Here is a 26,715-nt window from a genome sequence, read left to right as displayed (position 1 = left end):
CACAATATCAAATAATTCAATGAAATAGGCTAAATTATTACCCCACTTTTCATCTTTTCAATTCCAAAACATAACGTACAAACAAGTAGAATATATTAGAGGGATAGTAAAAAAGGTATTAAAATTTATGAGTTCAGCAGGCAAGGAAATAGCACCAGACAAGGTGCTATCAGACCGAAGACAAACTAGCCCTTAAACTAGTTTGTCTTTTTGTTTGCTGTGTTATTTTTGAAAAAAGTAGTCTAAAAGAGTAGATTAGGGCAACATAAAAAGACCTTCCTGCCCTCATTTTCACCAGTTTTTTGAGATTAAGGCACGCCAAAGTCAGCCCAACCTTATCTCGCATTTTGAGCTTACCAATTTCTCTTGTATAGCGGAGATTATGGTATTCTTTAGCCGTCCCAAAGAGTCGCTCTATCGTCTCCTTACGATGCTGATATCGCTCTTTCATCCCTCTTTGGTGGCGAATCTCTTCACAAATCTCCATGTAACCTTTCCAGATATGTCTGGTGACTAGCTTCTGCTTGGTCTTACTTTCAGTACAACTCTTTAGGAGTGGACAGGTTGCACAAGTCTTAGGGTTACTCTTGTATTCTCGATAGCCAGAACGGTTGGTAGTGCTGTAAGACAAGACTTGGTTTTCAGGGCAGAGGTAGACGTCATAATGCTCGTCATAAATGAAATCATTCGGTCGTAACATGCCCTTCTTGCCACGAGGTCTGGTGTAGGGAAAGACAGGTGTGATATGCTGATCCAGTAGACATTTGGCAATACTGGGAGTTTTATAACCAGAGTCAGCGATGATATAGTTGGGGTGAAACGGTTCTAGCTTTGCGAAAAGAGCAGGGAAAGCTTGACTATCATGGACATTGCCTGCTTCAACAGTATAGGCTAATGCCCAACCGTGTTTGTCGCAAGCCACCTGTGCTGCATAAGCGAAAACCTCCTTATGCTCCCCCTTATGAAACCAACCACTATCAGGGTCAGTCGTGGACATCTTTTTAGTGTTAGCCTCGCCTTTTGCGGCGGGCTTTAAGGGCTTTTTTTCATGTGTTACCCGATCTTGTGCGATTTCTTTTTCGAGTTGTTCACTCATCCATTTAGCTTGAGCCTCTACCTCTTGTCGTCTGTATTTATGGTTGTTGGCAGCTGCTTTGATGTGCGTTCCGTCGATGAAAATCTCATCTGTATCCACTAATCCAGCAGTCAAACAGAGATTGAGGACATGTTCGAAGATACGCGTGATCACTTCTGTTTCAGCGAAACGACGGCTGTAGTTTTTACCGTATGTGGTAAAATGAGGCACCTTATCGTCCAGACTCAAGCCCAGAAACCAACGATAGGCAACATTGACCTCAATGTCCTTGATGGTCTGACGCATGGAGCGAATGCCATAGAAGCACTGAATCAGAGGGATTTTGACCAGCATAACAGGGTCAAGGCTAGGACGACCCTTGTCTGAGGAATAACTATCCTCCACCAAGTCATAGATGACAGAAAAGTCGACAGTTTCCTCCAACTGACGCAGAAAGTGGTCCTTTGGAACTAACTCTTCAAGCGTATAGAAGCCTACTTGACGACGGTTATAATCGGGATTTTCTTTGTGAAACATAGCCAACACCTCACATTCTTCTTACCTCTATTATACTCCTTGACATCAAAAAAAGCCCTCAGAAACAAGTATTTCTAGGACTTTGTCTTCAATCTGATAGCACCAGACAAGGTGCTATTTTTTATATAAAATTAACTGATTTATCTTACTCCAACCTGGTAAGTAAGAATGGTTTAGCGCCTCGATTAAGTAACAATCATCTACTAATTCATCAGAAATACAAACAATGATAGCATTATTTTTAACCATCTTACTTCTCCAGTAATCAGTAAATATCTTTCCTATGCCCAAACTCAAGAGCTAGAATAACCATTTTATCATCTTGAATATCACATATAAACCTATAATCACCAATACGGTAACGCCATTCGTTAGCATGGTTCCCTGTTAAACCTTTACCATGGGCGCGTGGATTGTCTGTCCCCTCTAAGTGTTTATCAATCCAAGCGAATAACAACCGCTGTATCTGCTTATCTAGTTTCTTAATCTGCTTTTGAGCCTTTTTAGAATACTCTATACTGTACATATTACAAGCCTAGCTCTTTCTTAAAATCAGCATGGCTAATTGTCTCTGGATCTGCCTTATACTCTGCATAGGCTTGTTTATAGATTTTCAAATCATACTCGTCTTCAATATCACGCTCTAGGGCTTTCTTGAAAAGACTTGAAAGGCTTTGCCCTGTTAATTGAGCATAGCTTTTGAAAAATGTTTCTTCTTCTTGATTTAATCTGATAGTTACTGTACTCATAATATTCACCTCGTTTCTTTGTGTTACATTGTAACACAATTTTAGAAGGTTGTCAATCTGCCGATAGGCAAAAATCATAAAAACTCCCTTGAACATAACCAAGGGAGCGGTACGATATTGAAAGCAAATGGCTGGGCGGTATATCCAGCATCTCAGATACCTATACTAGGTGCGGCAGGAACCTTTCTGCCCTCATTCACTACAATAAATTATATCAGTAAATCACATTTTTGTCCATTTTTAACTAAAAGCACCTAGTTTCCTAAATGCTAGTGCCCCATAGCCACCTCTACTCCTTGTGCTTAAAAACATTATGACATACAATCAACTAGATACCTGCCACATCATGATATACCCCCATATTAGGTAAAGGTATAACGCTAAAATACAAATCAGAATAAGTTTCAAACCACTTGTTTAACTTGCTATAAGCTTGTGACTGGCTGATAAATAATATCCGCTGACAAGCTCCGATAACGTTCACATGGTTATACACATAAACTTCTTTTACAGCCTTTAAAATATCATCCTCGCTTGTTTGTATCCTAATATCTGTTATCTTCTTGATGGTAGCGTATTTTTGGTAAGATAGCATATCTTGATTTTTAGCAGCATCAAACATTTTACGCTCAAGGACACTATACTTAGGTTGTTCTTTATCTCGCATGAAATACCACTTGAGCCATAAAATTTTTTCTCGATGTATTACAGAAATACGCTCGATTTTTTTCTTAGTCATTGCTACCTCCTAAATCATCAATCTAACAATTCTAACCATTCACTTTTTGAAACTGTGTTATATGGTTGATATATTTCATGGTATAAAGGTTCTAAGCCTTTGTTAATTCTAATAAAATCCATCATATCCTCATGAGTAAGAAAGTATAAGACTTCTGTTTCATCTTCATTTAGGGTACGGTTGCACCGATCATCAATAATAACCGATACTTCCCACTCACGCCATTTTTTAAGGTTTTCTAAAAGTTCAATATCACTAAATAGCTCGCCATCAATTTGGAAAAATTCCCCTAAGTCATTGTTACCCTCAACAATAATAGTTTCTGGTAAAGTTCTATTACTCAATAACTCCTTAAATTCTCGTAACTCTTTGATTTCCTTTAGATACTTCCTCAATTTCTAACCTCAATTCTTCAATCTGCCTTACAACCCCAAAAATTTCATGGGTTTTATATGATTGTTCAAGTATAGCCTTTGCGGCTTGAGTTCTTATAAATGGATTGACCTTACTATCCATCATGATATCATTGAGTACAGAAACAGCATTAGACGATGCTAGATATAGCATTTGAGTTGTTTTATCCATCATCTCATCTTGCTTTATCCTCAACGTTTTTTTAACTGCTGCAACCTTTAGATACTTATGGCCTGTTGCTCTAGATACCCCTGCTTTTTCGCAAGCTTTTTCTATCGTTGGTTCGGTAAGCATGGCATCTATAAACTTTACTTGTTTAGTTGTAAGGCTATCATTTTCATTTCCTGCCATCTATTACCTCCTAAGATGTAAAAGGGGATAATCCCCCCTACGAAGTAAAATAACCAACCATTTTATCTATACCCTTTTTGATAACTTGCCTAACTTTCTGCCACCTCGTAAAGGGTGATGGCTGTAAAATTTGCCCCTTTTCAAAGGCTCTGATAATTCTTTTTGAGTATAAAATGGCTGATTTAATCTGATGTTTTGGTACTTTCTCTTGTTCCAAAATATCAGCATACAAATTAAAAGCTTTTTCCTCTAACTCAGTATCCTTTAGAAGATGTTGCAAAACAAGCGTAAATACCAATGCTGTATGATACTTCTTATAAATCATCCAAGATTAACTCCTAGGCTACGCCCTGCGGCATACAATTTTTGATAGGTCTCATAATCTAGCGGTACAGCATTTGCTAGTGAATAATTATCAGCACCAATAAATGTCATTTGTCCGCTAAAGGCTTTTCTAAAATCTTCATCAACAATCTGTGATAACACTTCTTTGTTAAGTTCTGACGGCTTTTTAGTATAACGACTTAGCAAGGTAACAGTTTCTTTAAAGCTGGTTAGCGTTTGCTCTGTCAGCTCCCTAACTTCTTCATTTTGTCCCCATTGCTCAACCAAATATGCATTATACAATTCTTCAACTGCACGTAACTTACTTGGTAACTCTACATCAAGTTCACGTTTCAAGGCATTATATCGACTTTCAACACGCAAGATATAATTTTCTAACTCTGACACCTTATTATCAGTTTCAAATGAGAAATTCTTTTCCCTGTTAATTTTGGCTTGCTCTAATTCTGCCTTAGCTGCATCTAGTTTTTGTTTGTACTCATTCACCACATCACGTTTGGTATTTACTTGAGATACGATAGATTGAATATCAGGCAATACATTTGAAGTTGTCATTTTAAAATCCTCCTTATGACAAATAAAAGAACCCAACACAATAACAAAGCCATAAGCCTTGAAATTTGCATTGGGTTCTTCCTCTAGCATTATTTATTAAATTAAACCGTCAACATGTTCAGTCTTTTTGTATGGCATACCATCCCTAAAGTGGATTTCAACACTGCCATGACTTACATTATTGACTTTTTTTATTATACCATCTTTTTCTAAAATTATCCAGCCTTGGCTTAATAACTCGGCAACTGTTTCCATTGGTTGAATATCTCTCAAATCCATATTTTTTAACTCCTTTATTTCAATTTATTATAATCTGAATATCCCTAGTCTATTGATTTCACTAGGTTTTTAGGGGTTGTATGCTGAAATACTACCCTTTTGGTGTACCCTATGGCTGATTTTTCAAATTGGTTAGATTGCCACGTTTGACTTATCTGGTCAAGGAAAGCATGGCTATTACTTCTCAAAAGGGCGATTTCTCACCCCATGAAAAGTGTCTATTTTTGTTTAGTTTTGTTCATGTCTGCTCCTCCTGCTTAATGGTTGCCGCGATTCGCTCCATGTCGTCTGACTTGTCACCGTCCGCCGTATACCTGACGACAAGCCGCCAACATTTGTCTAATTTTGTCAACTCAATCTCGCTATCTGCCCAAGTCCTCAAGCTGATAAGATAGCCTTGGATCGCAAACTTTATCCTCTGGGCTGTGGTCAAATCCCTCGTACCTGTCTGGTAGTGGTATTGGTTCATCTTGCTTGCTCCTTTCTGATACCTTCAAATCGTCCATATTTTGCCTATTTTAGCGCGTGTAAGGGGTAGGCGGTAGAATTTACCGCCCTACTTACAAAAACGCTAGAAGGGCAATTTTCGCCTATCTTCAGCATGTTCTGGATAGACAAAGATATTTTTTCCTACTCCGTCCATGATACGACTAACCAATGACGGATCATAAACCTTTTTCAGTTGCTCGCCGTTCAAGTTTGTATTGATAATAGTCTTGCCTCTCATGTCCAGTAATTCGTACAAAAATTCTTGTTTCCAATTGCTAGCCTCGTTGCCATGGTTTCCAAAGGTGGATTCCTTCCCTAAATCATCAAGGAAAAGATAGTCTACACGCTCCAACAATTTCATCATCTCATCACGGCTCATCCCATCGGACTTGTTAAAACTAGCTTGGATAGTCTGAAATAGGCGATTGACGGGTATAAATAGCACGCTTTTAGGCTTCTTGATTGCTTTCCAATCCTCATTCAATTTTCGGGCAATAGCAAGCGTCAGATGGCTTTTCCCTACTCCTGGGCGTCCCTGCAAAATGGCGTTACCTGTGCCTTCGTTTTTGAAATAATACTCATTGAGCCACAAACCAAAGTCTTTGGCCTGTTTGTCTATCTCGCCGCTTACTGTAAACGTTTTGTAACTGGCTGATTGTAGCTTGGGGGTGATAATGCTTTTTCTCTCAAATAGATCATAGGTTTGAGACAATTCAGCATTAAGGACGGCCTCGCCTGTTATCTCCGTTAATTCCTTGTCTATCTTCTCCTGTACACAAACAGGGCAAACTTCAACATAATATGGCTCTTTTCGGTCTATTGCCTTCACCTTATCATTTGATTGCCAAGTATAGGTCTGGTGTCTAGGGCATAATTTATCGGTTACATGGTGAAAATTTCCAATCTGCATACTCTACCTCCTAAAAGCCCAAATCTTCTGCCCTGCCTAACTGGTCAAAAGGCACATCATCAGTTTTGGATTGTTTATTCTTATAATCTCGCTTGTTTTGCTCTACCTGCTCAACAGTTCGCAAACCTTGACCCTGCCAACGCTCCAAAATAGAACGCGTATATCTGATAGACCTACCACCGTTTAGGATAGTTTCATTCAAGGCATGCATTAGTAAAGGTTCGCCATGTACCTTTAGCAAGTCTTCAACTTCTTGGGTAATTGTTCCAGATATAGCCATTTCCCCAAATGCTTCTTTAAGTTTTTCAAAAATTGGATTTTTGCCACTGCCAGCTGCTACTTCTTGATTAGCCGTTATTGATATATTAGTCTTGATAGTATTATTATTGATAGGGTTAAATTTTTTAACTGGTGTTTGTAAAGAATTTTTACTGGTTGGAGTTAAATTTTTTGACTGGTCGTGTAAAGAATTTTTACTGGTTGGAGTTAAATTTTTTGACTCTAAATGATGGAGATAAAGGATGTTCGCTTTCCCTTTGCCGCCGCTTACTTCTTCAAGTAAACCATAATCAGATAATTCTTTTTTTATTTTGATAACTGTTGGGCGGCTGCATTGTAAATCTGCCATAAATTGTTCAACTGTATATCGTTGATAAATTGCTCCGTATTCATCAATCCAATTATTCTTATAGGACAATTTCAAACGATCAAACAGTAACATATACATAGTTTTCGCATTTGTGCTCAAACTGCTGTAGTTTGGATTTGTATATAATGTTTTCGGCATTTTAAAGAATTCTATCGCTTGCTTTAATTCTTTTTCGGTAATTTTCACCCTTTCACCTCCAAATAGTTCCTTTTTGCTTTACTGCCTCAATTAGCTGCACGTGCTCGCTTTTTGGCACTCTATCACTGATATAGACAACATCTAGACTAGGCGAATAATGCGCCATTCCTCGCCAATTGCTACCATCAATAATAAATATTTTCAAAATAGACCTCCTAGCGTACAGATAAGAATTGTATGACGTCACTAGCCCTAAAAAATTGCTTTTTACTGCTTTCAAAAGGACTTTGATAGACTTTCAGACCTGCCTTTATCCAATTGTTCAGCGTTGACCCTGTAATATCAAGCTCTTTTTTTAATTCCTTGGCACTTATCAAACCTGTCTGATTTTGTAACTGCCTTTCTAGGTCTAGTTTCTTTTCGGCAAGGGCATCCACTCTATCAAGCAACGCCTGTTCAAATTCTGTTGAAAAAGCTCCCATGTACTCACCTCCTAATTGTTCCGTCTCATGCCAAGCTGAATATAAGCCCCATAGTTGGGGTTTAATTGCTCCGTGGTATCTTTGTCTATCGGTTTCTTTTGGGGCTTGCTAGCAAGCTGAAACACGCCCAAATGCCGCCATAGAAAGATGTTCACGATACCTAGGATAATCACAAGGGCTAATAGTTGTTCAATTGGTAAGTCAAGTTCATATATTATCATTTTTACGTTTCCTTTCTTGTCTGATCCCTGCTATCTTTCCCATCTGGAAAACATGCAAGACGGCGAATGCTACGCTATTCGTTCGCTTGCGGCATTCGTGGTAGAAGTCTATAACTTCAAAGTCTTCGGTATTTACTTCTTGTCTATCTGCTATATCATTCAGCTTCTGAAAATTCATCTTTCTCCGCCCTTTCAATAAATTTATAATGTTCACTGGCCAACCGTTGCAAGTCGTTCATGGCTAGATTGATAATATCCGCGTACGCTTCTTTAAAGGCGATAAAATCATAATATCCTTCATCGCTCTTCTTGACGTTCTCTAGCCAACGTCTGACAATATTCAAGGCACTGACTGCCTTCATCATGTCACTTGTTAAACTCTCGTAGCTGTCTAGTATTTGTTCTGTCGTCATTTTCTTTTCTCCGTGTTCATTTTGGGGTTTATTTACTGTTTACTATCCAAGTTTTTTTATCGCCATTTTTTTAGAGTTGGCGTTCTCTGTGTTTTTGTGCTATAATCAAATAAACACCTAACAAAAATCATGCGCCTTGCCTGCTTGAGTTTTGTTATTGTTCCTTAGTCATGTACATTGGTTTGGTCGCCTGCACATGACTTTTTTATTGCTCTCACGCGCCAATCGGTGCGTTTTTTTGTGTCTGTCATACTGTCAATAATCCAGCAATCCCAAAGATTGGCGGGCGTAGCTGCTCAACCTCTGACGGCTGCCAATTCTCCAAGGTTGCACGAACATAGGCTAATTTCAGCTTGTCCTTAACAGCACAATAGTTTACAATCTCTTCAAACTCTGCTAACCCAATATCCATCACTTTGGGACGGATAGAGCGAATATAGGGGTAAGTAATGCTTTTATCATGGCCATAGTAGCGTAGCAAGCCATAGATACCAATAGCGAAGTAGTCACGGCCTAGCTCGTCATCTTTGGGTTGGATGATGATTTCAGCACGTGATAATCGCTCACGGATAATCTCGACTAGCTGGTCTGGGGTTGGGTTTTCTAGATACGGGATGGCTTGATCTTCAAGAGCCTGCTTCATCTGCTCGAATTGCTCGATGTAGGCAAGTTTATACTGATTAGCTAGTTTTCCTGTATATCCCATAACTAAGTAAGTACAACCTTTTTGGGTCATATAATAAATAGGTCTATTTCTACCTTGAATATATATATAACTATCTTCCCAAAAGTAAGTTTTTACCTCAATATCGGTGGGCACGAAATTGTGCCCACCAGATTGTCCAATCTCATCTATCTTTTTTCTTATATCCTGCAATACTCGTTTATGCTCTTTATTGAACACTTCCGCTACTGTCAAACTATCGACAACCAAATTGTTATTTTTCAAAATAATTCCTAAATCCATTGTGTACCTCCTTTTAAAATCCAAATACCTTTTTGTTCTCTTCGATGATCTGCTTGTTTTTAATATCAAAAGCCAACATTAATTTAAAGACTTTTTTCTTGTTTAATTTACTTTGTCCAACCAAGAAGAAAAATCCTTCTTTAGAAATCTTATAGACAACCATATTTTCTTGCTCATCATCTAAAAAATAGTAGTCTTGAAATTCAAAAGAAAATTCTATATCTTTTTCTTTTGTCGGCTCTAAAAAATATTGTTTTACCTTCTCAATGTCTTGCAACAGTTCTTCATGGGTTTTATCAAAAAGCTCTGCAAGTTGTACGCTTCTAACTGTCCCGTCTGGACTGATTGCATTTAAATATTGTTCCATTATGTACCTCTTTCTATGTTTTTCAGATTTTTCAAGGGTGAAAGGTAGTGAAAAATCGTTTACAGGTCTTCTGTCAGCCATTCCATAACCGACTGATAGATCCGCCGTGGTGCGTCATAGTCGCCGTTCTCCACTTTTGCAAGCGTAACGTGAGTAATTCCCAGCTTTTCGGCAAGTGCCTTAGCTGTAATGCGGTCAATCGCTCGCTTGACCCGTACACGCTCCGCCATTTCTTCTGTAATCAGCATGCGTTTACCTCCTTTTCTAAAATAAAGGCAGACGATGAAAGGTTGAATAGATTGAATGTCTGCCCAAAGTTATAGAAAAACTATATTTTCTATAACTGTGATTTGATAATATCATAGTTTTTCTATATAGTCAATAGATAAAATCGAAAAAATTTATATTTTTTCTATACTTTTTTAAAAAATAATTGTATAATCAATAGATGAAAGGTTGTGAATTTATGAATAGATTGAAAGAATTACGCAAAGAAAAAGGCATAACTCAACAAGAATTAGCCGATAAAATTGGAGTAACTAAACTATCTGTATCTAATTGGGAGAACGGAAAGCATGACATCAAATCCGACAAAGCCCAAACGCTGGCGGATTATTTTGGGGTGAGTGTAGGGAATTTGTTGGGTTTTATCCATACAGATAACGAAGATGCAATAATAGCTAATAAAAAAGAATTGCAAGAAGAGCAAGAAATTCTTGATATAGGTCGGGAAATAGCAAAGTTATATTTGAGAGATAAAACTTTAGATGAATTTGAAAATATGATTCATGAACAAATGAAATTTAAAACAGTTAATACGATAGATGAAAATGGTCTTTTTTCTTCTGTAAACTCCGAATATATCGTACACGAACGTATAAAACACATATATTATTTATTAGGTATAGCAGGTAGAGAATTCGAAGAACTTATTTTATCGTGGTCTCTAATTGGATACGATGAACAAATGAACATTCTTAATCATCTACGTTTAGCAATAGACAAACAAAAATAACCCCATCATTGAAGCTCTACTAGCGTTTTTGGTACTCCAGCACAATCTGGCGTAGCAAATCGCTACACCTCAAAACTAGAATCATTTCATGTATAAACACCTAACAAAAATCATGCGCCTTGCCTGCTGATGAAAAGAAAGGTACAAATACATGAATATCAAAGACAAAATCAAAAAGAACGGTCAAAAGGTTTACTATGCTAGTGTTTATCTAGGCGTTGACCAGCTAACGGGCAAGAAAGCCCGTACAACTGTTACAGCCACCACTAAAAAAGGGGTTAAGACAAAAGCAAGGGATGTAATCAATGCTTTTGCTGCTAACGGCTATACAGTTAAAGACAAGCCAACTATAACCACATACAAAGAGCTTGTAAAAGTTTGGTGGGATAGTTACAAAAATACAGTTAAGCCAAATACTCGCCAATCTATGGAGGGATTGGTTAGGGTTCATCTATTGCCTGTATTTGGCGATTACAAGCTATCTAAACTCACTACGCCTATTATCCAACACCAAGTAAACAAATGGGCTGACAAGGCTAATACTGAGCAAAAAGGAGCGTTTACTAACTACTCCTTGCTCCACAACATGAATAAGCGTATTTTGAAATACGGTGTATCTCTGCAGGTTATACCACACAATCCGGCCAATGATGTTATCGTACCACGTAAGCGGCAAAAAGAAAAAACCACTGTAAAATACCTAGGCAACAAAGAACTAAAACAATTTCTTGATTACCTCGATACACTGGATCAATCAAACTATGAAAATCTCTTTGATGTCGTCTTATATAAGACGTTGCTTGCTACTGGATGCCGTATTAGTGAAGCTCTAGCTCTTGAATGGTCTGATATTGACCTAGACAACGGCATTATTAGCATCAACAAGACGCTAAACCGATATCAAGAGATAAACTCGCCTAAATCAAGTGCTGGTTACCGAGATATACCAATAGATAATGCCACGTTACTCATGCTCAAGCAATACAAAAACCGCCAACAAGTGCAATCATGGCAACTAGGGCGGTCTGAAACAGTTGTCTTTTCTGTATTTACAGAAAAATATGCCTATTCTTGTAATTTGAGAAGACGACTAGATAAGCATTTTAAGGCTGCTGGCGTGACTAACGTATCATTCCATGGTTTCCGTCACACACATACAACTATGATGCTCTACGCTCAAGCTAGCCCTAAAGATGTACAATACAGATTAGGACACTCTAGCTTGATGATGACGGAGAATGTTTATTGGCATACGAACCAAGAAAATGCAAAAAAAGCTGTCTCAAATTATGAAACAGCAATCAATAGTTTATAAATAATTGACAAATATAAGCTCACTGAGGTATAATGTACTTGTAGAAACGTAGTGAAGGACGTCCATACAACTCAAAAACCCCCAGCGTGCCATGCTGAGGGTTTTCTTTTTGCCCCTAGGGCTACTTGTCACGATTATTCAACCAATATTCAAACAGTACAATAACAATACCGCTTGATACAGTGACAAGAAATGTAGTGAAGGTATCCATAAAACTCACCTCCCTTCTAAATTGAGGGGGCAAGGCACATTATAACAAAATTCAAACTATTAAACAATATACTATCAAGGGTGCTTAATCTAAAAGTTACCCTCTTACTATACCAAAAAGAACAATCTCTAAAGTCGGGGTAGTACAAAGGGTAGTAAATCCAAAAAAACACCCTAGGATGACGCCCTAGAGTGTTGATTTATCAAGGCTTTACGCCCTTAACCTCACAAAGAGATTATTTTTTAAGATTGTAGAAAGATTTCAAACCGCGGTATTCTGCAACTTCACCAAGTTGATCTTCGATACGAAGCAATTGGTTGTATTTCGCAATACGGTCAGTACGTGACAATGAACCTGTCTTAATTTGACCAGCATTTGTTGCAACTGCGATGTCAGCAATTGTTGAATCTTCTGTTTCACCTGAACGGTGTGATACGACTGCAGTGTATCCAGCTTCTTTTGCCATTTCGATAGCGTCAAATGTTTCAGTAAGAGTACCGATTTGGTTAACTTTGATAAGGATTGAGTTAGCTGCTCCTTCTTCAATACCTTTTTCAAGGTAAGCAGTATTAGTTACGAAGAAGTCATCTCCAACCAATTGAACTTTTCCACCAAGACGTTCAGTAAGAGCTTTCCAACCGTCCCAGTCGTTTTCGTCCATACCATCTTCGATTGTGATGATTGGGTATTTGTTTACCAATTCTTCAAGGTAATCGATTTGCTCTGCAGAAGTACGTACAGCAGCTCCTTCACCTTCAAATTTAGTGTAGTCATAGACTTTGCGTTCTTTATCGTAGAATTCTGATGATGCACAGTCAAATCCGATAAATACGTCTTTACCTGGCACATATCCAGCTGCTTCAATCGCAGAAAGGATTGTTTCTACTCCGTCTTCAGTTCCTTCAAAGCGTGGTGCAAATCCACCTTCGTCACCTACAGCAGTTTCAAGACCACGAGATTTAAGGATTTTCTTCAAAGCATGGAAGATTTCAGCTCCCCAACGAAGTGCTTCTTTGAATGATGGTGCACCAGCAGGTACAATCATGAATTCTTGGAAAGCAATTGGAGCATCTGAGTGAGATCCACCGTTGATGATGTTCATCATTGGAGTTGGAAGAACTTTTGTATTAAATCCACCAAGGTAGCTGTAAAGTGGGATTTCAAGGTAGTCAGCAGCCGCACGTGCTACAGCGATAGATACACCAAGGATTGCGTTTGCACCCAATTTACCTTTGTTTGGAGTACCGTCAAGAGCGATCATTGCACGGTCGATTGCTTGTTGGTCGCGGACATCGTAGCCGATAATCGCTTCAGCGATAATGTTGTTTACATTATCAACTGCTTTTTGTGTACCTAGACCAAGGTAACGAGATTTGTCTCCGTCACGAAGTTCTACTGCTTCGTGCTCACCAGTAGAAGCTCCTGATGGAACCATACCGCGACCGAATGCTCCTGATTCAGTATAAACTTCTACTTCAAGTGTTGGGTTACCGCGTGAGTCTAGGACTTCGCGAGCGTAAACATCAGTAATAATTGACATTTTCTACTCTCCTTATGAGTTAATTTTATTTACCTCTCCATCATACCTTAAAAAGAACCTTTTTTCAAGAAAAAACCTAAGAAATTTCTTTTTTTATCAATGATAACGCTTACGAACAAAGGGATTTTCTAACTTACCCAATAGAAAGTAGGAAAATCAAGCTGATTGCCAGAATCATTTGAAAGGCACCAATCAATCCCATATACCACAAAAATTTGGAACCTTCTTGGAGGAATTTTTTTAAATCCAATCGGAGCCCAATTGCTGCAAGGGCTGTTATTTCAAACCAAGAACTAACAAATGTGGAACCTGATCCGAGAAAACTCGGTAAAGCTACAAAACTATTGGCACAACACAGAGCCAAAAAGACCAAAATATACCAAGGTAAACTTGCTAATCTGTTTGTTCCTCCTTCATCGCTAGAAACTTGACTCGTCCTTTTCCGATTTATAAAGGTTTCAAATAAGACAACCACAGCAACCAAAAAGAGGATGCGCGTAATTTTAAAGAGCATCGCATACTGGGTGACCGTTGGATTGATGAGGCTGCTTGATGCTACGACTTGCCCCACTGATTGCAGAACACCTCCTGTCAGAGCACTATTTTCTAAATCTGAAAATCCTAAGACCTGCACTCCCAGCAAAGGAAGCACAAACATTAAAATAGTCCCTAGAAGGTTGATCAAGACAATTGCCTGACCCTTATCCCTATCTTGTCCGTGAATGGCTGGAGCAATCGCTCCAATGGCTGAAGACCCGCATACCGCATTACCACCTGCAATCATCAGAGACATTTCCTCTGTAAATCCAAGCCTGCGCCCGACTAAATAGGCAAAAATAATGACACTTGTCATCATTAGCAAAATATAAGACAAGCCTGACCATCCCAAGCGACCTATAGTTTGAAAGGTGACGGTCAACCCCAAGAGTGCGACCGAAAACTCTAAGAGCTTACTTTCTGAAAATTTCGTTCCTTTTTCAAATCTTTCATTCTTACAAATTGTATTTCCCAAGATAATTCCAATGCAAATCGCTATGCTAGCAGCTCCAATACTAGGCAACAAAGATGCTAACAACTTAGCGAGTACCGCAACTGCAACAGACAGCAAAAAACCTGGTAAAATAGCGGCATTTCTAACTTTCATCACAATCCTCCTTTTCATCTAGTGTTATCATATCAAATTTTCTGTAGAAGTACTAGCTAGAAGGGAATCTGCCTAGACATTTCCTTAGAAATATTCTTGTCTTCTGACTATCCCAGTAGCCATTTTCATGGTATAATAAGCCTATGATAAAATTAGTCTTACTCTTAATACTAGCCTATTTAATGGGATCTGTTCCAGCAGGTTTATGGATTGGGCAACTCTTTTTTAAGAAAAATCTGCGCGAATACGGCAGTGGAAATACTGGCACAACCAACACCTTTCGTGTTCTGGGGGTTAAAGCTGGCATTGCTACCTTTGCTTTTGATTTTTTAAAAGGAACCGTAGCGACTTTGCTGCCTATTTTCTTTGGCATCTCCGATATTTCTCCTATGATTTTTGGGTTATTAGCGGTCTTAGGACACACTTTTCCTGTATTTGCAAACTTCAGAGGTGGAAAGGCTGTAGCCACAAGTGCTGGAGTGGTTTTGGGCTTTGCACCTGCCTTCTTTGGATATCTATTTGTTCTCTTCTTTCTAACGTTGTATCTTGGAAGTATGATTTCCCTCGCTAGCATTCTCTCTGCCTTTTTAGCTATTATTGGAGTCCTGCTCTTTCCTTTGTTTCACTTTTTATTGCCTCACTATGACCCACTGTTCACCTTAGTGATTACCCTGCTTGGCAGTCTGATTATTGTCCGTCACAAGGATAATATTGCTCGTATCTTAGCTCGCAAGGAAAATCTTGTCCCTTGGGGGCTAAATCTGACAAAGCAAAAGCCAAAAATTTAAGGATGCGACACAAGCTTCAAAAAAAGCTAAAGCAACTGCCATTATCCTGAGCTTACTGGAGATGGCTAAGAAGCATAGCCTTGATTCTGAGAAATAGATGATCTATCTTCTAGACAATCTACCCAACGAGGAGTCACTCGCAAAAAAGGAGGTGCTAGAGGCTTATTTCCCGTGGACTGAACGAATTCAGAACAACTGCAAATAGAAGAAGTTCCAGAGTCAAGCAAGACTTTGGAACTTTTTCAATATACCTGGTTATTGGGCGGTTACAATACACCTCATTATAGATGGCTGACATTTTTATAAATGCAATTTATTATGGGACGCCCACAAAAACCAAAAAGCAACGGCATTAAAACCGTTGCTTTTTAGCTGGAGTTGGGGAAACTATCTCCCAGCCCCCAGAATCTAGCTTTTCTTCAATCTGCTTACTAACCGAACTCAAAGTCGTTCTATCAATTGTTAACCATTGTAACTCGACTTCCGTCATTAGTAGATGAAAGAAGAAATATTTTATTCTTCGTCTTGTTTCTTACGTTTACCGATAAGTCCTACAAGACCAAGTGCTGCTAGACCGTAAAGCATACCTGCGTGACTTCTTGCATCCCCAGTGTTTGGCAATTCTTTAGTAGAAGTTGATTTTGCAGTATTGCTATGAACAGTTTGTACGGTTTGGCTTGTTGCTTCAGCCTTAACAGTACCACCTTTGTGACTTGTTACGACTTGCTTAGCACTTCCTGGATAACTGTTCTTATCAAGTGGGTTTGTACCCTGCTTAATTTCAACACCATCATCAAAACCATCACCATCGGTATCCTTCTTGAATGGATCAGTTCCACCTTGTAATTCTTCAAAGTTTGTTAATCCATCTTTGTCATCATCTTCATTGAGATCTAAGGTTGGTTTTTCATTAACATCTGCTAAGCCAACATCATGTCTACCTTGTTCTTTCGGAACAGCTACTGGTTTAACGGCTTCTAAGCGAGTTTCTAAGTCGGCTTTTTGCTCTACATCCTCATCTAAGGCTTTTACTAATTCATCTGCTTTGGCTTTTGCTTCAGTTACCGCTTTGTTCAAGTCTTCGATTGCTTTCACATCTTCGGCTGTTACGGTTGCTGGCATTCTGCCTTCGATTTCTTTTAGTTTGTCTTGAGCGTCTTTTTGTGCTTTTTCGGCTGCTTTAACCGCGTCTTGCGCTGCTTTCAAGGCTTGTGCTTTTTCAGCTGCTTCTTGGGCATCGTCTTTGCCGTTGTTATTCGCGTCATTAACGGTTACATCTGATGGGACAACTTTCGTTAAGCGTTCTTTCAACGCGTCTTTCTCTGCGCCATCTTCCAAGGCGTCAACCAAGGCTTCGGCTGCTGTTTTCTTCTCGTTGGTTGTCGTGTTCAACGCATCAACGGCATCTTTCTCAGATGGATTCACAATATTGTCGGATTCGACATCTGTCTTCTTAGCTTTTCCAGCGTTTGATGCGGCTTCGGCTGCTTCTACAGCTGCGGTTGCTGCTGCTTCGGCTTCTGCTTGGGCATCATCTTTGCCGTCGTTATTCGCGTCATTGACGGTTACCTCTGATGGAACAACATTATTCAAGCGTTCTTTCAACGCGGTTTTCACTGGTCCATCTTTCAAGGCGTCAACCAAGCTTGAGGCTGCTGTTTTCTTCTCGTTGGTTGTTGTGTTCAACGCATCAACAGCTTCTTTCTCAGATGGATTCACAATATTGTCGGATTCGACATCTGTCTTCTTAGCTTTTCCAGCGTTTGATGCGGCTTCGGCTGCTTCTACAGCTGCGGTTGCTGCTGCTTCGGCTTCTGCTTGGGCATCATCTTTGCCGTCGTTATTCGCGTCATTGACGGTTACCTCTGATGGAACAACATTATTCAAGCGTTCTTTCAACGCGGTTTTCACTGGTCCATCTTTCAAGGCGTCAACCAAGCTTGAGGCTGCTGTTTTCTTCTCGTTGGTTGTTGTGTTCAACGCATCAACAGCTTCTTTCTCAGATGGATTCACAATATTGTCGGATTCGACATCTGTCTTCTTAGCTTTTCCAGCGTTTGATGCGGCTTCGGCTGCTTCTACAGCTGCGGTTGCTGCTGCTTCGGCTTCTGCTTGGGCATCATCTTTGCCGTCGTTATTCGCGTCATTGACGGTTACCTCTGATGGAACAACATTATTCAAGCGTTCTTTCAACGCGGTTTTCACTGGTCCATCTTTCAAGGCGTCAACCAAGCTTGAGGCTGCTGTTTTCTTCTCGTTGGTTGTTGTGTTCAACGCATCAACAGCTTCTTTCTCAGATGGATTCACAATATTGTCGGATTCGACATCTGTCTTCTTAGCTTTTCCAGCGTTTGATGCGGCTTCGGCTGCTTCTACAGCTGCGGTTGCTGCTGCTTCGGCTTCTGCTTGGGCATCATCTTTGCCGTCGTTATTCGCGTCATTGACGGTTACCTCTGATGGAACAACATTATTCAAGCGTTCTTTCAACGCGGTTTTCACTGGTCCATCTTTCAAGGCGTCAACCAAGCTTGAGGCTGCTGTTTTCTTCTCGTTGGTTGTTGTGTTCAACGCATCAACAGCTTCTTTCTCAGATGGATTCACAATATTGTCGGATTCGACATCTGTCTTCTTAGCTTTTCCAGCGTTTGATGCGGCTTCGGCTGCTTCTACAGCTGCGGTTGCTGCTGCTTCGGCTTCTGCTTGGGCATCATCTTTGCCGTCGTTATTCGCGTCATTGACGGTTACCTCTGATGGAACAACATTATTCAAGCGTTCTTTCAACGCGGTTTTCACTGGTCCATCTTTCAAGGCGTCAACCAAGCTTGAGGCTGCTGTTTTCTTCTCGTTGGTTGTTGTGTTCAACGCATCAACAGCTTCTTTCTCAGATGGATTCACAATATTGTCGGATTCGACATCTGTCTTCTTAGCTTTTCCAGCGTTTGATGCGGCTTCGGCTGCTTCTACAGCTGCGGTTGCTGCTGCTTCGGCTTCTGCTTGGGCATCATCTTTGCCGTCGTTATTCGCGTCATTGACGGTTACCTCTGATGGAACAACATTATTCAAGCGTTCTTTCAACGCGGTTTTCACTGGTCCATCTTTCAAGGCGTCAACCAAGCTTGAGGCTGCTGTTTTCTTCTCGTTGGTTGTTGTGTTCAACGCATCAACAGCTTCTTTCTCAGATGGATTCACAATATTGTCGGATTCGACATCTGTCTTCTTAGCTTTTCCAGCGTTTGATGCGGCTTCGGCTGCTTCTACAGCTGCGGTTGCTGCTGCTTCGGCTTCTGCTTGGGCATCATCTTTGCCGTCGTTATTCGCGTCATTGACGGTTACCTCTGATGGAACAACATTATTCAAGCGTTCTTTCAACGCGGTTTTCACTGGTCCATCTTTCAAGGCGTCAACCAAGCTTGAGGCTGCTGTTTTCTTCTCGTTGGTTGTTGTGTTCAACGCATCAACAGCTTCTTTCTCAGATGGATTCACAATATTGTCGGATTCGACATCTGTCTTCTTAGCTTTTCCAGCGTTTGATGCGGCTTCGGCTGCTTCTACAGCTGCGGTTGCTGCTGCTTCGGCTTCTGCTTGGGCATCATCTTTGCCGTCGTTATTCGCGTCATTGACGGTTACCTCTGATGGAACAACATTATTCAAGCGTTCTTTCAACGCGGTTTTCACTGGTCCATCTTTCAAGGCGTCAACCAAGCTTGAGGCTGCTGTTTTCTTCTCGTTGGTTGTTGTGTTCAACGCATCAACAGCTTCTTTCTCAGATGGATTCACAATATTGTCGGATTCGACATCTGTCTTCTTAGCTTTTCCAGCGTTTGATGCGGCTTCGGCTGCTTCTACAGCTGCGGTTGCTGCTGCTTCGGCTTCTGCTTGGGCATCATCTTTGCCGTCGTTATTCGCGTCATTGACGGTTACCTCTGATGGAACAACATTATTCAAGCGTTCTTTCAACGCGGTTTTCACTGGTCCATCTTTCAAAGCGTCAACCAAGCTTGAGGCTGCTGTTTTCTTCTCGTTGGTTGTTGTGTTCAACGCATCAACAGCTTCTTTCTCAGATGGATTCACAATATTGTCGGATTCGACATCTGTCTTCTTAGCTTTTCCAGCGTTTGATGCGGCTTCGGCTGCTTCTACAGCTGCGGTTGCTGCTGCTTCGGCTTCTGCTTGGGCATCATCTTTGCCGTCGTTATTCGCGTCATTGACGGTTACCTCTGATGGAACAACATTATTCAAGCGTTCTTTCAACGCGGTTTTCACTGGTCCATCTTTCAAGGCGTCAACCAAGCTTGAGGCTGCTGTTTTCTTCTCGTTGGTTGTTGTGTTCAACGCATCAACAGCTTCTTTCTCAGATGGATTCACAATATTGTCGGATTCGACATCTGTCTTCTTAGCTTTTCCAGCGTTTGATGCGGCTTCGGCTGCTTCTACAGCTGCGGTTGCTGCTGCTTCGGCTTCTGCTTGGGCATCATCTTTGCCGTCGTTATTCGCGTCATTGACGGTTACCTCTGATGGAACAACATTATTCAAGCGTTCTTTCAACGCGGTTTTCACTGGTCCATCTTTCAAGGCGTCAACCAAGCTTGAGGCTGCTGTTTTCTTCTCGTTGGTTGTTGTGTTCAACGCATCAACAGCTTCTTTCTCAGATGGATTCACAATATTGTCGGATTCGACATCTGTCTTCTTAGCTTTTCCAGCGTTTGATGCGGCTTCGGCTGCTTCTACAGCTGCGGTTGCTGCTGCTTCGGCTTCTGCTTGGGCATCATCTTTGCCGTCGTTATTCGCGTCATTGACGGTTACCTCTGATGGAACAACATTATTCAAGCGTTCTTTCAACGCGGTTTTCACTGGTCCATCTTTCAAGGCGTCAACCAAGCTTGAGGCTGCTGTTTTCTTCTCGTTGGTTGTTGTGTTCAACGCATCAACAGCTTCTTTCTCAGATGGATTCACAATATTGTCGGATTCGACATCTGTCTTCTTAGCTTTTCCAGCGTTTGATGCGGCTTCGGCTGCTTCTACAGCTGCGGTTGCTGCTGCTTCGGCTTCTGCTTGGGCATCATCTTTGCCGTCGTTATTCGCGTCATTGACGGTTACCTCTGATGGAACAACATTATTCAAGCGTTCTTTCAACGCGGTTTTCACTGGTCCATCTTTCAAGGCGTCAACCAAGCTTGAGGCTGCTGTTTTCTTCTCGTTGGTTGTTGTGTTCAACGCATCAACAGCTTCTTTCTCAGATGGATTCACAATATTGTCGGATTCGACATCTGTCTTCTTAGCTTTTCCAGCGTTTGATGCGGCTTCGGCTGCTTCTACAGCTGCGGTTGCTGCTGCTTCGGCTTCTGCTTGGGCATCATCTTTGCCGTCGTTATTCGCGTCATTGACGGTTACCTCTGATGGAACAACATTATTCAAGCGTTCTTTCAACGCGGTTTTCACTGGTCCATCTTTCAAGGCGTCAACCAAGCTTGAGGCTGCTGTTTTCTTCTCGTTGGTTGTTGTGTTCAACGCATCAACAGCTTCTTTCTCAGATGGATTCACAATATTGTCGGATTCGACATCTGTCTTCTTAGCTTTTCCAGCGTTTGATGCGGCTTCGGCTGCTTCTACAGCTGCGGTTGCTGCTGCTTCTGCTGCGGCGGCATCGGCGGCTTCCTTGGCTGACGCTTTCAAAGCTGAAATTGCATCATTGATTTTTTGGATGCTGGCATCAATAGCTGGTTGTTCAGCTGCAGTATCTGCTAATACTTCCCTACCCTTAGCTATTGCAGCGTTATAAACATCTTGCGTTTCCTTGCTTGCAGTGGTGTAATCACTTGATGCTTTTAATGTATCATCTCCATCAACAAGTTTTTGTAACTTTCTTTTATCTGCTTTTGCATAAGTGTATGTAATCGTCTGAATACCTGATTGATAAGCAATGGTATTTGGCGAGCGGTATCCTACTGCAGTTTCCTCATTGCTTCCCTTTTTAACATAATTAGCTACTGCCAATTTATCACTAAGATTCAATGTATCACGAGTTGTACCTTCAAAAATCTTCTCTTGAATAATTTCGCCTGATTTTTCATCTTTGTACAAGACCTTGATGTAGCTTCCACCTGCTGAGTAATTAAAGCTAGTCAAGTCAAACTGTTGTAAGTTTGTCCCTGCACCTGTCGAAGCAAAGATGGCAAAAGCTAGCGTCTCTTGTCCTGGTTGTTGTTTCGTTGTAGTTCTTGAAGCATTTAAATAAGCTTGAATATTTTTTGAAAAGACTTGGCCACCGTAGGTGACCGTCATGACTTTACTTGCACCATTGTAATCAACCCTTAAATCTGTTAATTCACCCGTAGGCTGGCTAATAAGACTCTTAGCATCATCACGATTTGTTATGGCTACTCCTGCAGCATTTGTATTATAAAATGCTCCAAATGCTCCGTTTTCATAACCTGAGAATTTTGGATCCGCTTGAGCCTTATCTGCAGGTTTAGGAGCTCCAGTATTATGCCACGTATCCAGTTTGAATCCAAATGAATTTGGAATTCCACCTATCCCGATACTTGCTCCAGCTAGACCGACATCACCTGGATTTTTAGTTGTAAATACGAAAGAAACTCCATCACCACCGCTACGACCATTTGGTCTGTATCCTTCATACTTATCTCCCAAATTCAACTTCCCGATAAGGGTGAAGTCTTCATTCATATTGATTTTACTAAAGAGACCAAGGCTACCTACTTGTCCGCTTGTATCCTCTGTTAAGGTAACAGGCTCCACATCATTACCGTGTGCATTACCACCTACAATAAAGTAACTAACTAGGTTTTTCTTAGTTACTTCTAGGCGAGCAGTATCTACATAGTCGGCAGGTCCAAGTATAGGTTGAGCAGCTTCTCTATTATCCGCTGTACTGCGATCACTTCCAACAGATCGAAAAGCTGATCTAAAGGTAGCTGCATGGATTGGTTGTTCTTTAACTTCTACAGTCCCTGATTTTTCCTTGTCTGAGGCCTTTTTAGCAGAATCTGCTGGCTTGCTTTCTGCTGGTGTTGTTTCCTCTGACGCTTCTGACTTAGCTGGCGTTTCTGCCTCTGGTGCTGGTGTCTCTGACTTAGCTGGCGTTTCTGCCTCTGGTGCTGGCGTTTTCGCTGCTTCCTCTGACGCAGGCGTCTCTGACTTAGCTGGCGCTGGTGCTTCTGGAGCTGGCGTTTCTAAGCTAGCTGGCGCTGGTGTTTCTGCCGGAGTTGTTTCGGTTTCTGACGCACCCTCTTGCTCACTACTTGCTGGATTTGAGTTGCTGACCACTTGTGAGGATGCAGCAGTGTCTGTGACAGCTTCCTCAGCATATACAACACTTGCTCCCCCTCCTAGCAGAAAGAAGGCCGCAATCATGACCGAAGCCGCACCTCTAACCTTCATTTTGCGCAACGAATATTTTGTGAATTTTTCACCATCTCGCTTCGCTTGCATAAGTTTATTATTTTTTCCTACCATTTTTTCCTCCTGTTTGTGTACTGATATCTACTTGCCTATGGTAGTATGGCAGCCGTTTACATTTGCTAAATTGTTAAATTCTGCCTTCCCCCCTTATCAAAAAATCATATGCTATGGAGTCCTCTCAATTTCTTATCCAAGTAAGACCTTGTTCTCGTTTCAAAAATCATTATCTTAACAATAAAAATGAAGTCTATCTTCTATACTCATAAAATATACAAGCGATCATCACTGCTTAATCAAAAAATCTTATTAACGCAGAAGAATCCCTGAATCATTATAACACAATGAACGTAAAAATCCTAATTTTTATACGATTTCTCTTAAAAATTTTTCCTCGAAAGATTTTCTAGTTTATTCACAAACATTTATAGGTTACGATTCCTTATCCATCAATACCTGCGCTACATCACTATCTATCTGTTTTGCCGGCTAATTTAAGTTTTTTCGAACAATATTGCAAAGGTTTTTTATTCAATAAGAATGATTATATATACATATTCGTTTTTATTTCTTCCCCTTCATGCTCTGCAAAATAAATACAATCTCTTTGTACCTACATGATAATTTTATCTAGTGGAATCACCCCCCCCCCTTAACCTTTCCATATTCCTTTTCAAGCAGCTCTAGCTAAATCCTAAGAAAAACAAATGCAATTCTTATTCACTAAAAGTCAGATGTCGCGCTCTGTCAGCCTATTTGATTTCAACCACAATCCGCTTCTTACCTCCCTCGCTCATCACACTGAATCTACCTTTTAGCTGTGACTTCGGTTTGAAGTTGAGCAAGCAGTTGAAAATACAGCTGTCAGAATCATTTTCCCCCTATTCCAAGTTCAAACCCCTCCTGCTTGATAATCTTTGCAGCATTTGCACCCTCAAAACCTGCCTTTTCTTGACGACTGCCGCTATAAAAATCAACATCTGACTAGGTTCTACAATTAAGAATTGTGGAAGGTGATAGATAAAACTAGGGTAGCTTGTGTCCTAATACCCAATGAAAATCAACATTAGCATCTTACTACTTTCTTAGATGGTTTTGATGTAAACTACCTGTGTTCTATGACTAGTCATCTTATTTACTGAAAAAGTATCCTGTTTAACTCATTTGGTTTTCTACATTTTAAACCTAAAATAAATATATCTAGATAGAAAGGCTATTTTTGAAATGAAATGAGTATGAGTTTTAAAAAGTAAAGCTCAATATCTACCAGCTGATGAGGTAGGCCGAATCTGAAAATACAGTTTTCGCCCGCTTTTTCAAATGTTCCAACTTGAACGACAAAAATTAAAAAACCTGGGCAACCTTTTCAGACTGTCCAAGTTTTTATCAAGCTTTACTTGTCTTCTGTTTTCTTCATACCTGCTAAACCAAGGAGGGCAAGGCTTGCTCCAAAGATGGAAAGAAGGGCTGAATCCTTGCTTCCAGTCTCTGGAAGTGCATTTTTGCTACTTGATTTTGCAGTTGCTGTAGCTGTAGCTAGAGCAGACGCTTTTGGCGCTGCATAGGTCATTTGATTAGCCTGTGCACCATAGACAGCTGGTTTCGCAACTGGTCCACGATTTCTTCTAGATGGAAGTTCAACACCTCCTGGATTTGGCAAGTCTTCGTTAGGATTTTCATCTTTTCCTTGTTGAAGCATTTTTTCGTAATCAGCTTGGCTGATAGAAATGGTTCTTCTATTTGGATTGACGTCTGCATAGTCTTCTAATTTCGCAGTTTTCAAGAAATCTGCAAAAACCTCATCCATGGATGGACCTTCCTCACGCGCACCACCGAGCATGGTATAGCCATCGCCTCCAGCAGCCAAGAAATCATTGGTCGCAAGATAGTAAGTCTTCGTCAAGTCTAGCGGTTCGTATTTGCCTGTTTCTGGATCCTTGATTTCAATGCCTAAGACACGCTTTTCAGCTGGCAAGTTGGTATCATAGTAAACTTTTGCACCAGAAATTTGGAGGAAACCACCACTTGCCTCAAGGAGGGGCTGACCGTTCTGATCAAGGACAGGCTTGCCATCTTGGTCTACTTGAAGGATGGAACCAAGTGATTTGGTAAACATATCCTGAATGTTTTGGCCCGTAACGGTAATTTGAGAAATGATATTTCCAAATGGCAATACCGCGATGATGCTTCCCTTGGTAATCGGTTTATCCTTGGCAATCGTTTCACGCAAACCTCCACCATTTGTCACAGCCAAGTGAGATTTGTGGGCAAAGCCTGTTTGTCCATAGTCATACAGAGCATCTGCTACGATATTTCCAAGGTTTGTTTCCCGAACACGAACATTTTCACGATCGCCGCTAAGCTCTACTGGGCTATTTTCCACAACAACCTTCGCATTTTCTGCATCATATTTGTCCTTGATTTGTTTAACCAAGGCTTCAATTTTTGCATTTGGAACTGTATTCGTTACAGATTTAGCGGTAATTTGTGTTGGATTTCCCAATAAATCTTTCGTCTTATAGGTTACTTTCCCAACATTGTGGAGGTAGCTTCCGGTTTGATTATAGGTCACATTTGTGCCATAAGGTTTTGATTCGACTGTATGGGAGTGACCATCAATAACCACAACACGTTTGCCTTTTAGGACTTCATTGGCCGCCAAAGCTTCTGCCAAGGTAGAACCACGCCAAGCAACAGGAGTTGTGCTATCCACTCCTAAGTGAGCCAAAATCACATAATTTTTATATTCTGCTCCAACTGCTGCAGCCTTGGCTTCAATCTCTGCAATCACCTTATTCACTTCATCAACAGGATCTCTGAATTCTACCCCTTCGACATTTTTTGGATGTGTTTTGGTCGCTGTTTCTGGAGTTGTCACCCCAATGACCACAAATTCATCACCTTTAACCGTCTTATCCTTGTCGACAATCGTATAGGCTTCAAATAAACGTGCTCCATTGATATAAGTATTGGTACTCAACAGTGGGAAATTCAAGATTTCCTTGTATTTTTTCACTTCACCCAAACCAAAGTCAAACTCATGGTTCCCAACGGCCATGGCATCATAGTTCATTTCATTGAGGATTTTCGCCCGTTCTTCCCCTTTTGAACTATTGGAGATTGGCAAGCCTTGGAAGGCATCTCCTGCATCTACCACCAAGGTGTGTTGGTCTGTTTTTGCAGACTCTTCTTCCAAAACAGCGGCCAACTTAGCATCTCCGATAACCGTCGTTTCACCGTTTCGATTTTTTTCTTCGACAATCCGTCCATGAACGTCATTGGTATGAAGAATAACCACATCCTTATCCGTTTCTACTGTTGCTGGATTAGCTGTAATTTCTGTGCGCGATACTGGGGGCATCTCGTCAGCAGTAGTCCCATCTGCTAGCACATGGTTCGCTAGAAGAGCTGGCGCCAATAAAGCAGTCGACGCAAGCGAAAACATGATAGATTTCTTTTTCATTATTTACCCTCTTTTTTCTTTTTATTTCTTCTATTTTAACATATTTATCACGTAAACAAAACCATTTTTTAATCTTTTCTGATAAATGTTCGCTTTTTGAAAACAAACAAAACTCTCACGAAATTTTCATGAGAGTTTTC

Annotated in this window: 26 protein-coding genes; 3 read left to right on the top strand and 23 right to left on the bottom strand. The window is 40.6% G+C overall.

All coding sequences use genetic code 11. The features are described 5' to 3' along the window. Nucleotides 1-169: 169 nt before the first annotated feature. The 18 genes from BFM96_RS06605 to BFM96_RS06515 form a co-directional block, all read right to left on the bottom strand. Complete coding sequence (locus BFM96_RS06605; RefSeq protein ID WP_068989453.1) at nt 170-1,612, bottom strand: IS1182 family transposase; 1,443 nt, start codon at nt 1,610-1,612, stop codon at nt 170-172. 265 nt (nt 1,613-1,877) lie between these two features. Then, entirely contained in the window at nt 1,878-2,138 is a 261-nt protein-coding gene (locus tag BFM96_RS06600) for a type II toxin-antitoxin system RelE family toxin (RefSeq protein ID WP_068991936.1), read from the bottom strand. 1 nt (nt 2,139) lies between these two features. After that, on the bottom strand, nt 2,140-2,361 hold the full coding sequence (gene relB, locus BFM96_RS06595) for a type II toxin-antitoxin system RelB family antitoxin (RefSeq protein WP_024532383.1): 222 nt from the start codon (nt 2,359-2,361) through the stop codon (nt 2,140-2,142). Between the two features lie 328 nt (nt 2,362-2,689). Beyond that, a complete protein-coding gene (locus tag BFM96_RS06590; protein WP_068991933.1) occupies nt 2,690-3,100 on the bottom strand; it encodes a hypothetical protein in 411 nt (136 codons plus the stop codon). Nucleotides 3,101-3,117: 17 nt separating this feature from the next. Next, nucleotides 3,118-3,444: a hypothetical protein gene (locus tag BFM96_RS06585; RefSeq protein WP_068991929.1), complete on the bottom strand. Its 327-nt coding sequence runs from the start codon at nt 3,442-3,444 to the stop codon at nt 3,118-3,120. Between the two features lie 7 nt (nt 3,445-3,451). Further along, on the bottom strand, nt 3,452-3,865 hold the full coding sequence (locus BFM96_RS06580) for a replication protein (protein ID WP_068991925.1): 414 nt from the start codon (nt 3,863-3,865) through the stop codon (nt 3,452-3,454). 37 nt (nt 3,866-3,902) lie between these two features. Further along, a complete protein-coding gene (locus tag BFM96_RS06575) occupies nt 3,903-4,190 on the bottom strand; it encodes a hypothetical protein (protein WP_068991922.1) in 288 nt (95 codons plus the stop codon). Next, nucleotides 4,187-4,765 carry a hypothetical protein gene (locus tag BFM96_RS06570; protein WP_068994227.1) on the bottom strand — a complete coding sequence of 193 codons (579 nt, stop codon included), beginning with the start codon at nt 4,763-4,765 and terminating at the stop codon, nt 4,187-4,189. The genes BFM96_RS06575 and BFM96_RS06570 overlap by 4 nt, the downstream gene beginning before the upstream one ends. A 96-nt stretch (nt 4,766-4,861) precedes the next feature. After that, entirely contained in the window at nt 4,862-5,044 is a 183-nt protein-coding gene (locus BFM96_RS06565) for a hypothetical protein (RefSeq protein WP_068991920.1), read from the bottom strand. A 238-nt stretch (nt 5,045-5,282) separates the two neighbouring features. Continuing rightward, a complete protein-coding gene (locus BFM96_RS06560) occupies nt 5,283-5,513 on the bottom strand; it encodes a hypothetical protein (RefSeq protein ID WP_068991918.1) in 231 nt (76 codons plus the stop codon). 102 nt (nt 5,514-5,615) lie between these two features. Beyond that, complete coding sequence (locus tag BFM96_RS06555; protein WP_068991915.1) at nt 5,616-6,443, bottom strand: ATP-binding protein; 828 nt, start codon at nt 6,441-6,443, stop codon at nt 5,616-5,618. A gap of 10 nt (nt 6,444-6,453) precedes the next feature. Next, a complete protein-coding gene (locus tag BFM96_RS10935; RefSeq protein ID WP_083201764.1) occupies nt 6,454-7,278 on the bottom strand; it encodes a DnaD domain protein in 825 nt (274 codons plus the stop codon). Between the two features lie 167 nt (nt 7,279-7,445). Next, entirely contained in the window at nt 7,446-7,712 is a 267-nt protein-coding gene (locus BFM96_RS06545; protein WP_068991913.1) for a hypothetical protein, read from the bottom strand. An 11-nt stretch (nt 7,713-7,723) separates the two neighbouring features. After that, nucleotides 7,724-7,933 (bottom strand): hypothetical protein, encoded by a 210-nt coding sequence (locus tag BFM96_RS06540; protein ID WP_083201763.1) that lies wholly within the window; start codon nt 7,931-7,933, stop codon nt 7,724-7,726. Nucleotides 7,934-8,088: 155 nt separating this feature from the next. Further along, entirely contained in the window at nt 8,089-8,346 is a 258-nt protein-coding gene (locus tag BFM96_RS06530) for a hypothetical protein (protein WP_068991905.1), read from the bottom strand. Nucleotides 8,347-8,593: 247 nt separating this feature from the next. Beyond that, complete coding sequence (locus BFM96_RS06525; protein ID WP_068991902.1) at nt 8,594-9,313, bottom strand: Rha family transcriptional regulator; 720 nt, start codon at nt 9,311-9,313, stop codon at nt 8,594-8,596. A gap of 13 nt (nt 9,314-9,326) precedes the next feature. Beyond that, nucleotides 9,327-9,680, bottom strand: coding sequence for a Rha family transcriptional regulator (locus BFM96_RS06520; protein ID WP_068991899.1), 354 nt, complete (start codon nt 9,678-9,680; stop codon nt 9,327-9,329). Between the two features lie 59 nt (nt 9,681-9,739). Continuing rightward, a complete protein-coding gene (locus tag BFM96_RS06515; protein WP_068991896.1) occupies nt 9,740-9,928 on the bottom strand; it encodes a helix-turn-helix domain-containing protein in 189 nt (62 codons plus the stop codon). A gap of 218 nt (nt 9,929-10,146) precedes the next feature. Here BFM96_RS06515 and BFM96_RS11355 point away from each other — a divergent pair, with 218 nt between their 5' ends. Further along, nucleotides 10,147-10,695: a helix-turn-helix transcriptional regulator gene (locus tag BFM96_RS11355; RefSeq protein WP_068991893.1), complete on the top strand. Its 549-nt coding sequence runs from the start codon at nt 10,147-10,149 to the stop codon at nt 10,693-10,695. Nucleotides 10,696-10,846: 151 nt separating this feature from the next. Next, nucleotides 10,847-12,010 carry a tyrosine-type recombinase/integrase gene (locus BFM96_RS06505; protein ID WP_068991891.1) on the top strand — a complete coding sequence of 388 codons (1,164 nt, stop codon included), beginning with the start codon at nt 10,847-10,849 and terminating at the stop codon, nt 12,008-12,010. Between the two features lie 121 nt (nt 12,011-12,131). Here the strand turns inward: BFM96_RS06505 and BFM96_RS11100 are convergent, their stop codons facing one another. The 3 genes from BFM96_RS11100 to BFM96_RS06495 form a co-directional block, all read right to left on the bottom strand. Further along, nucleotides 12,132-12,221 (bottom strand): type I toxin-antitoxin system Fst family toxin, encoded by a 90-nt coding sequence (locus tag BFM96_RS11100; RefSeq protein WP_145939719.1) that lies wholly within the window; start codon nt 12,219-12,221, stop codon nt 12,132-12,134. Between the two features lie 235 nt (nt 12,222-12,456). Further along, nucleotides 12,457-13,761 (bottom strand): surface-displayed alpha-enolase, encoded by a 1,305-nt coding sequence (gene eno / locus BFM96_RS06500; RefSeq protein ID WP_068991889.1) that lies wholly within the window; start codon nt 13,759-13,761, stop codon nt 12,457-12,459. Nucleotides 13,762-13,894: 133 nt separating this feature from the next. Beyond that, entirely contained in the window at nt 13,895-14,905 is a 1,011-nt protein-coding gene (locus tag BFM96_RS06495) for a YeiH family protein (RefSeq protein ID WP_068991887.1), read from the bottom strand. A 143-nt stretch (nt 14,906-15,048) separates the two neighbouring features. Between BFM96_RS06495 and plsY the strand changes: the two genes are divergently transcribed. Further along, complete coding sequence (plsY, locus tag BFM96_RS06490) at nt 15,049-15,693, top strand: glycerol-3-phosphate 1-O-acyltransferase PlsY (protein ID WP_068991885.1); 645 nt, start codon at nt 15,049-15,051, stop codon at nt 15,691-15,693. A gap of 513 nt (nt 15,694-16,206) precedes the next feature. Here plsY and BFM96_RS06485 read toward each other — a convergent pair. Next, on the bottom strand, nt 16,207-23,169 hold the full coding sequence (locus BFM96_RS06485) for a GA-like domain-containing protein (RefSeq protein WP_068991882.1): 6,963 nt from the start codon (nt 23,167-23,169) through the stop codon (nt 16,207-16,209). Nucleotides 23,170-24,505: 1,336 nt separating this feature from the next. Beyond that, on the bottom strand, nt 24,506-26,575 hold the full coding sequence (gene nt5e / locus BFM96_RS06480) for a cell surface ecto-5'-nucleotidase Nt5e (protein WP_068991879.1): 2,070 nt from the start codon (nt 26,573-26,575) through the stop codon (nt 24,506-24,508). Nucleotides 26,576-26,715: the final 140 nt, after the last annotated feature.

The sequence above is a fragment of the Streptococcus himalayensis genome, from assembly GCF_001708305.1.
Classification (GTDB): domain Bacteria; phylum Bacillota; class Bacilli; order Lactobacillales; family Streptococcaceae; genus Streptococcus; species Streptococcus himalayensis.
Note: the sequence above shows the minus strand (reverse complement) of the source record. Positions and strands in the feature narration are given on the sequence as shown.

Excerpts from the sequence above, each read along its gene's own strand:
- relB (WP_024532383.1), bottom strand. The coding sequence starts at position 2,361 with ATGAGTACAGTAACTATCAGATTAAATCAAGAAGAAGAAACATTTTTC.
- BFM96_RS06560 (WP_068991918.1), bottom strand. The coding sequence starts at position 5,513 with ATGAACCAATACCACTACCAGACAGGTACGAGGGATTTGACCACAGCC.
- BFM96_RS06515 (WP_068991896.1), bottom strand. The coding sequence starts at position 9,928 with ATGCTGATTACAGAAGAAATGGCGGAGCGTGTACGGGTCAAGCGAGCG.
- BFM96_RS06580 (WP_068991925.1), bottom strand. The coding sequence starts at position 3,865 with ATGGCAGGAAATGAAAATGATAGCCTTACAACTAAACAAGTAAAGTTT.
- BFM96_RS06545 (WP_068991913.1), bottom strand. The coding sequence starts at position 7,712 with ATGGGAGCTTTTTCAACAGAATTTGAACAGGCGTTGCTTGATAGAGTG.
- BFM96_RS06530 (WP_068991905.1), bottom strand. The coding sequence starts at position 8,346 with ATGACGACAGAACAAATACTAGACAGCTACGAGAGTTTAACAAGTGAC.
- BFM96_RS06565 (WP_068991920.1), bottom strand. The coding sequence starts at position 5,044 with ATGGATTTGAGAGATATTCAACCAATGGAAACAGTTGCCGAGTTATTA.
- BFM96_RS06575 (WP_068991922.1), bottom strand. The coding sequence starts at position 4,190 with ATGATTTATAAGAAGTATCATACAGCATTGGTATTTACGCTTGTTTTG.
- BFM96_RS06590 (WP_068991933.1), bottom strand. The coding sequence starts at position 3,100 with ATGACTAAGAAAAAAATCGAGCGTATTTCTGTAATACATCGAGAAAAA.
- BFM96_RS11355 (WP_068991893.1), top strand. The coding sequence starts at position 10,147 with ATGAATAGATTGAAAGAATTACGCAAAGAAAAAGGCATAACTCAACAA.
- BFM96_RS06495 (WP_068991887.1), bottom strand. The coding sequence starts at position 14,905 with ATGAAAGTTAGAAATGCCGCTATTTTACCAGGTTTTTTGCTGTCTGTT.
- BFM96_RS11100 (WP_145939719.1), bottom strand. The coding sequence starts at position 12,221 with ATGGATACCTTCACTACATTTCTTGTCACTGTATCAAGCGGTATTGTT.
- eno (WP_068991889.1), bottom strand. The coding sequence starts at position 13,761 with ATGTCAATTATTACTGATGTTTACGCTCGCGAAGTCCTAGACTCACGC.
- BFM96_RS06600 (WP_068991936.1), bottom strand. The coding sequence starts at position 2,138 with ATGTACAGTATAGAGTATTCTAAAAAGGCTCAAAAGCAGATTAAGAAA.
- plsY (WP_068991885.1), top strand. The coding sequence starts at position 15,049 with ATGATAAAATTAGTCTTACTCTTAATACTAGCCTATTTAATGGGATCT.
- BFM96_RS06485 (WP_068991882.1), bottom strand. The coding sequence starts at position 23,169 with ATGGTAGGAAAAAATAATAAACTTATGCAAGCGAAGCGAGATGGTGAA.
- BFM96_RS06540 (WP_083201763.1), bottom strand. The coding sequence starts at position 7,933 with ATGATAATATATGAACTTGACTTACCAATTGAACAACTATTAGCCCTT.
- BFM96_RS06505 (WP_068991891.1), top strand. The coding sequence starts at position 10,847 with ATGAATATCAAAGACAAAATCAAAAAGAACGGTCAAAAGGTTTACTAT.
- BFM96_RS06555 (WP_068991915.1), bottom strand. The coding sequence starts at position 6,443 with ATGCAGATTGGAAATTTTCACCATGTAACCGATAAATTATGCCCTAGA.
- BFM96_RS06525 (WP_068991902.1), bottom strand. The coding sequence starts at position 9,313 with ATGGATTTAGGAATTATTTTGAAAAATAACAATTTGGTTGTCGATAGT.
- nt5e (WP_068991879.1), bottom strand. The coding sequence starts at position 26,575 with ATGAAAAAGAAATCTATCATGTTTTCGCTTGCGTCGACTGCTTTATTG.
- BFM96_RS06605 (WP_068989453.1), bottom strand. The coding sequence starts at position 1,612 with ATGTTTCACAAAGAAAATCCCGATTATAACCGTCGTCAAGTAGGCTTC.
- BFM96_RS06520 (WP_068991899.1), bottom strand. The coding sequence starts at position 9,680 with ATGGAACAATATTTAAATGCAATCAGTCCAGACGGGACAGTTAGAAGC.
- BFM96_RS06570 (WP_068994227.1), bottom strand. The coding sequence starts at position 4,765 with ATGACAACTTCAAATGTATTGCCTGATATTCAATCTATCGTATCTCAA.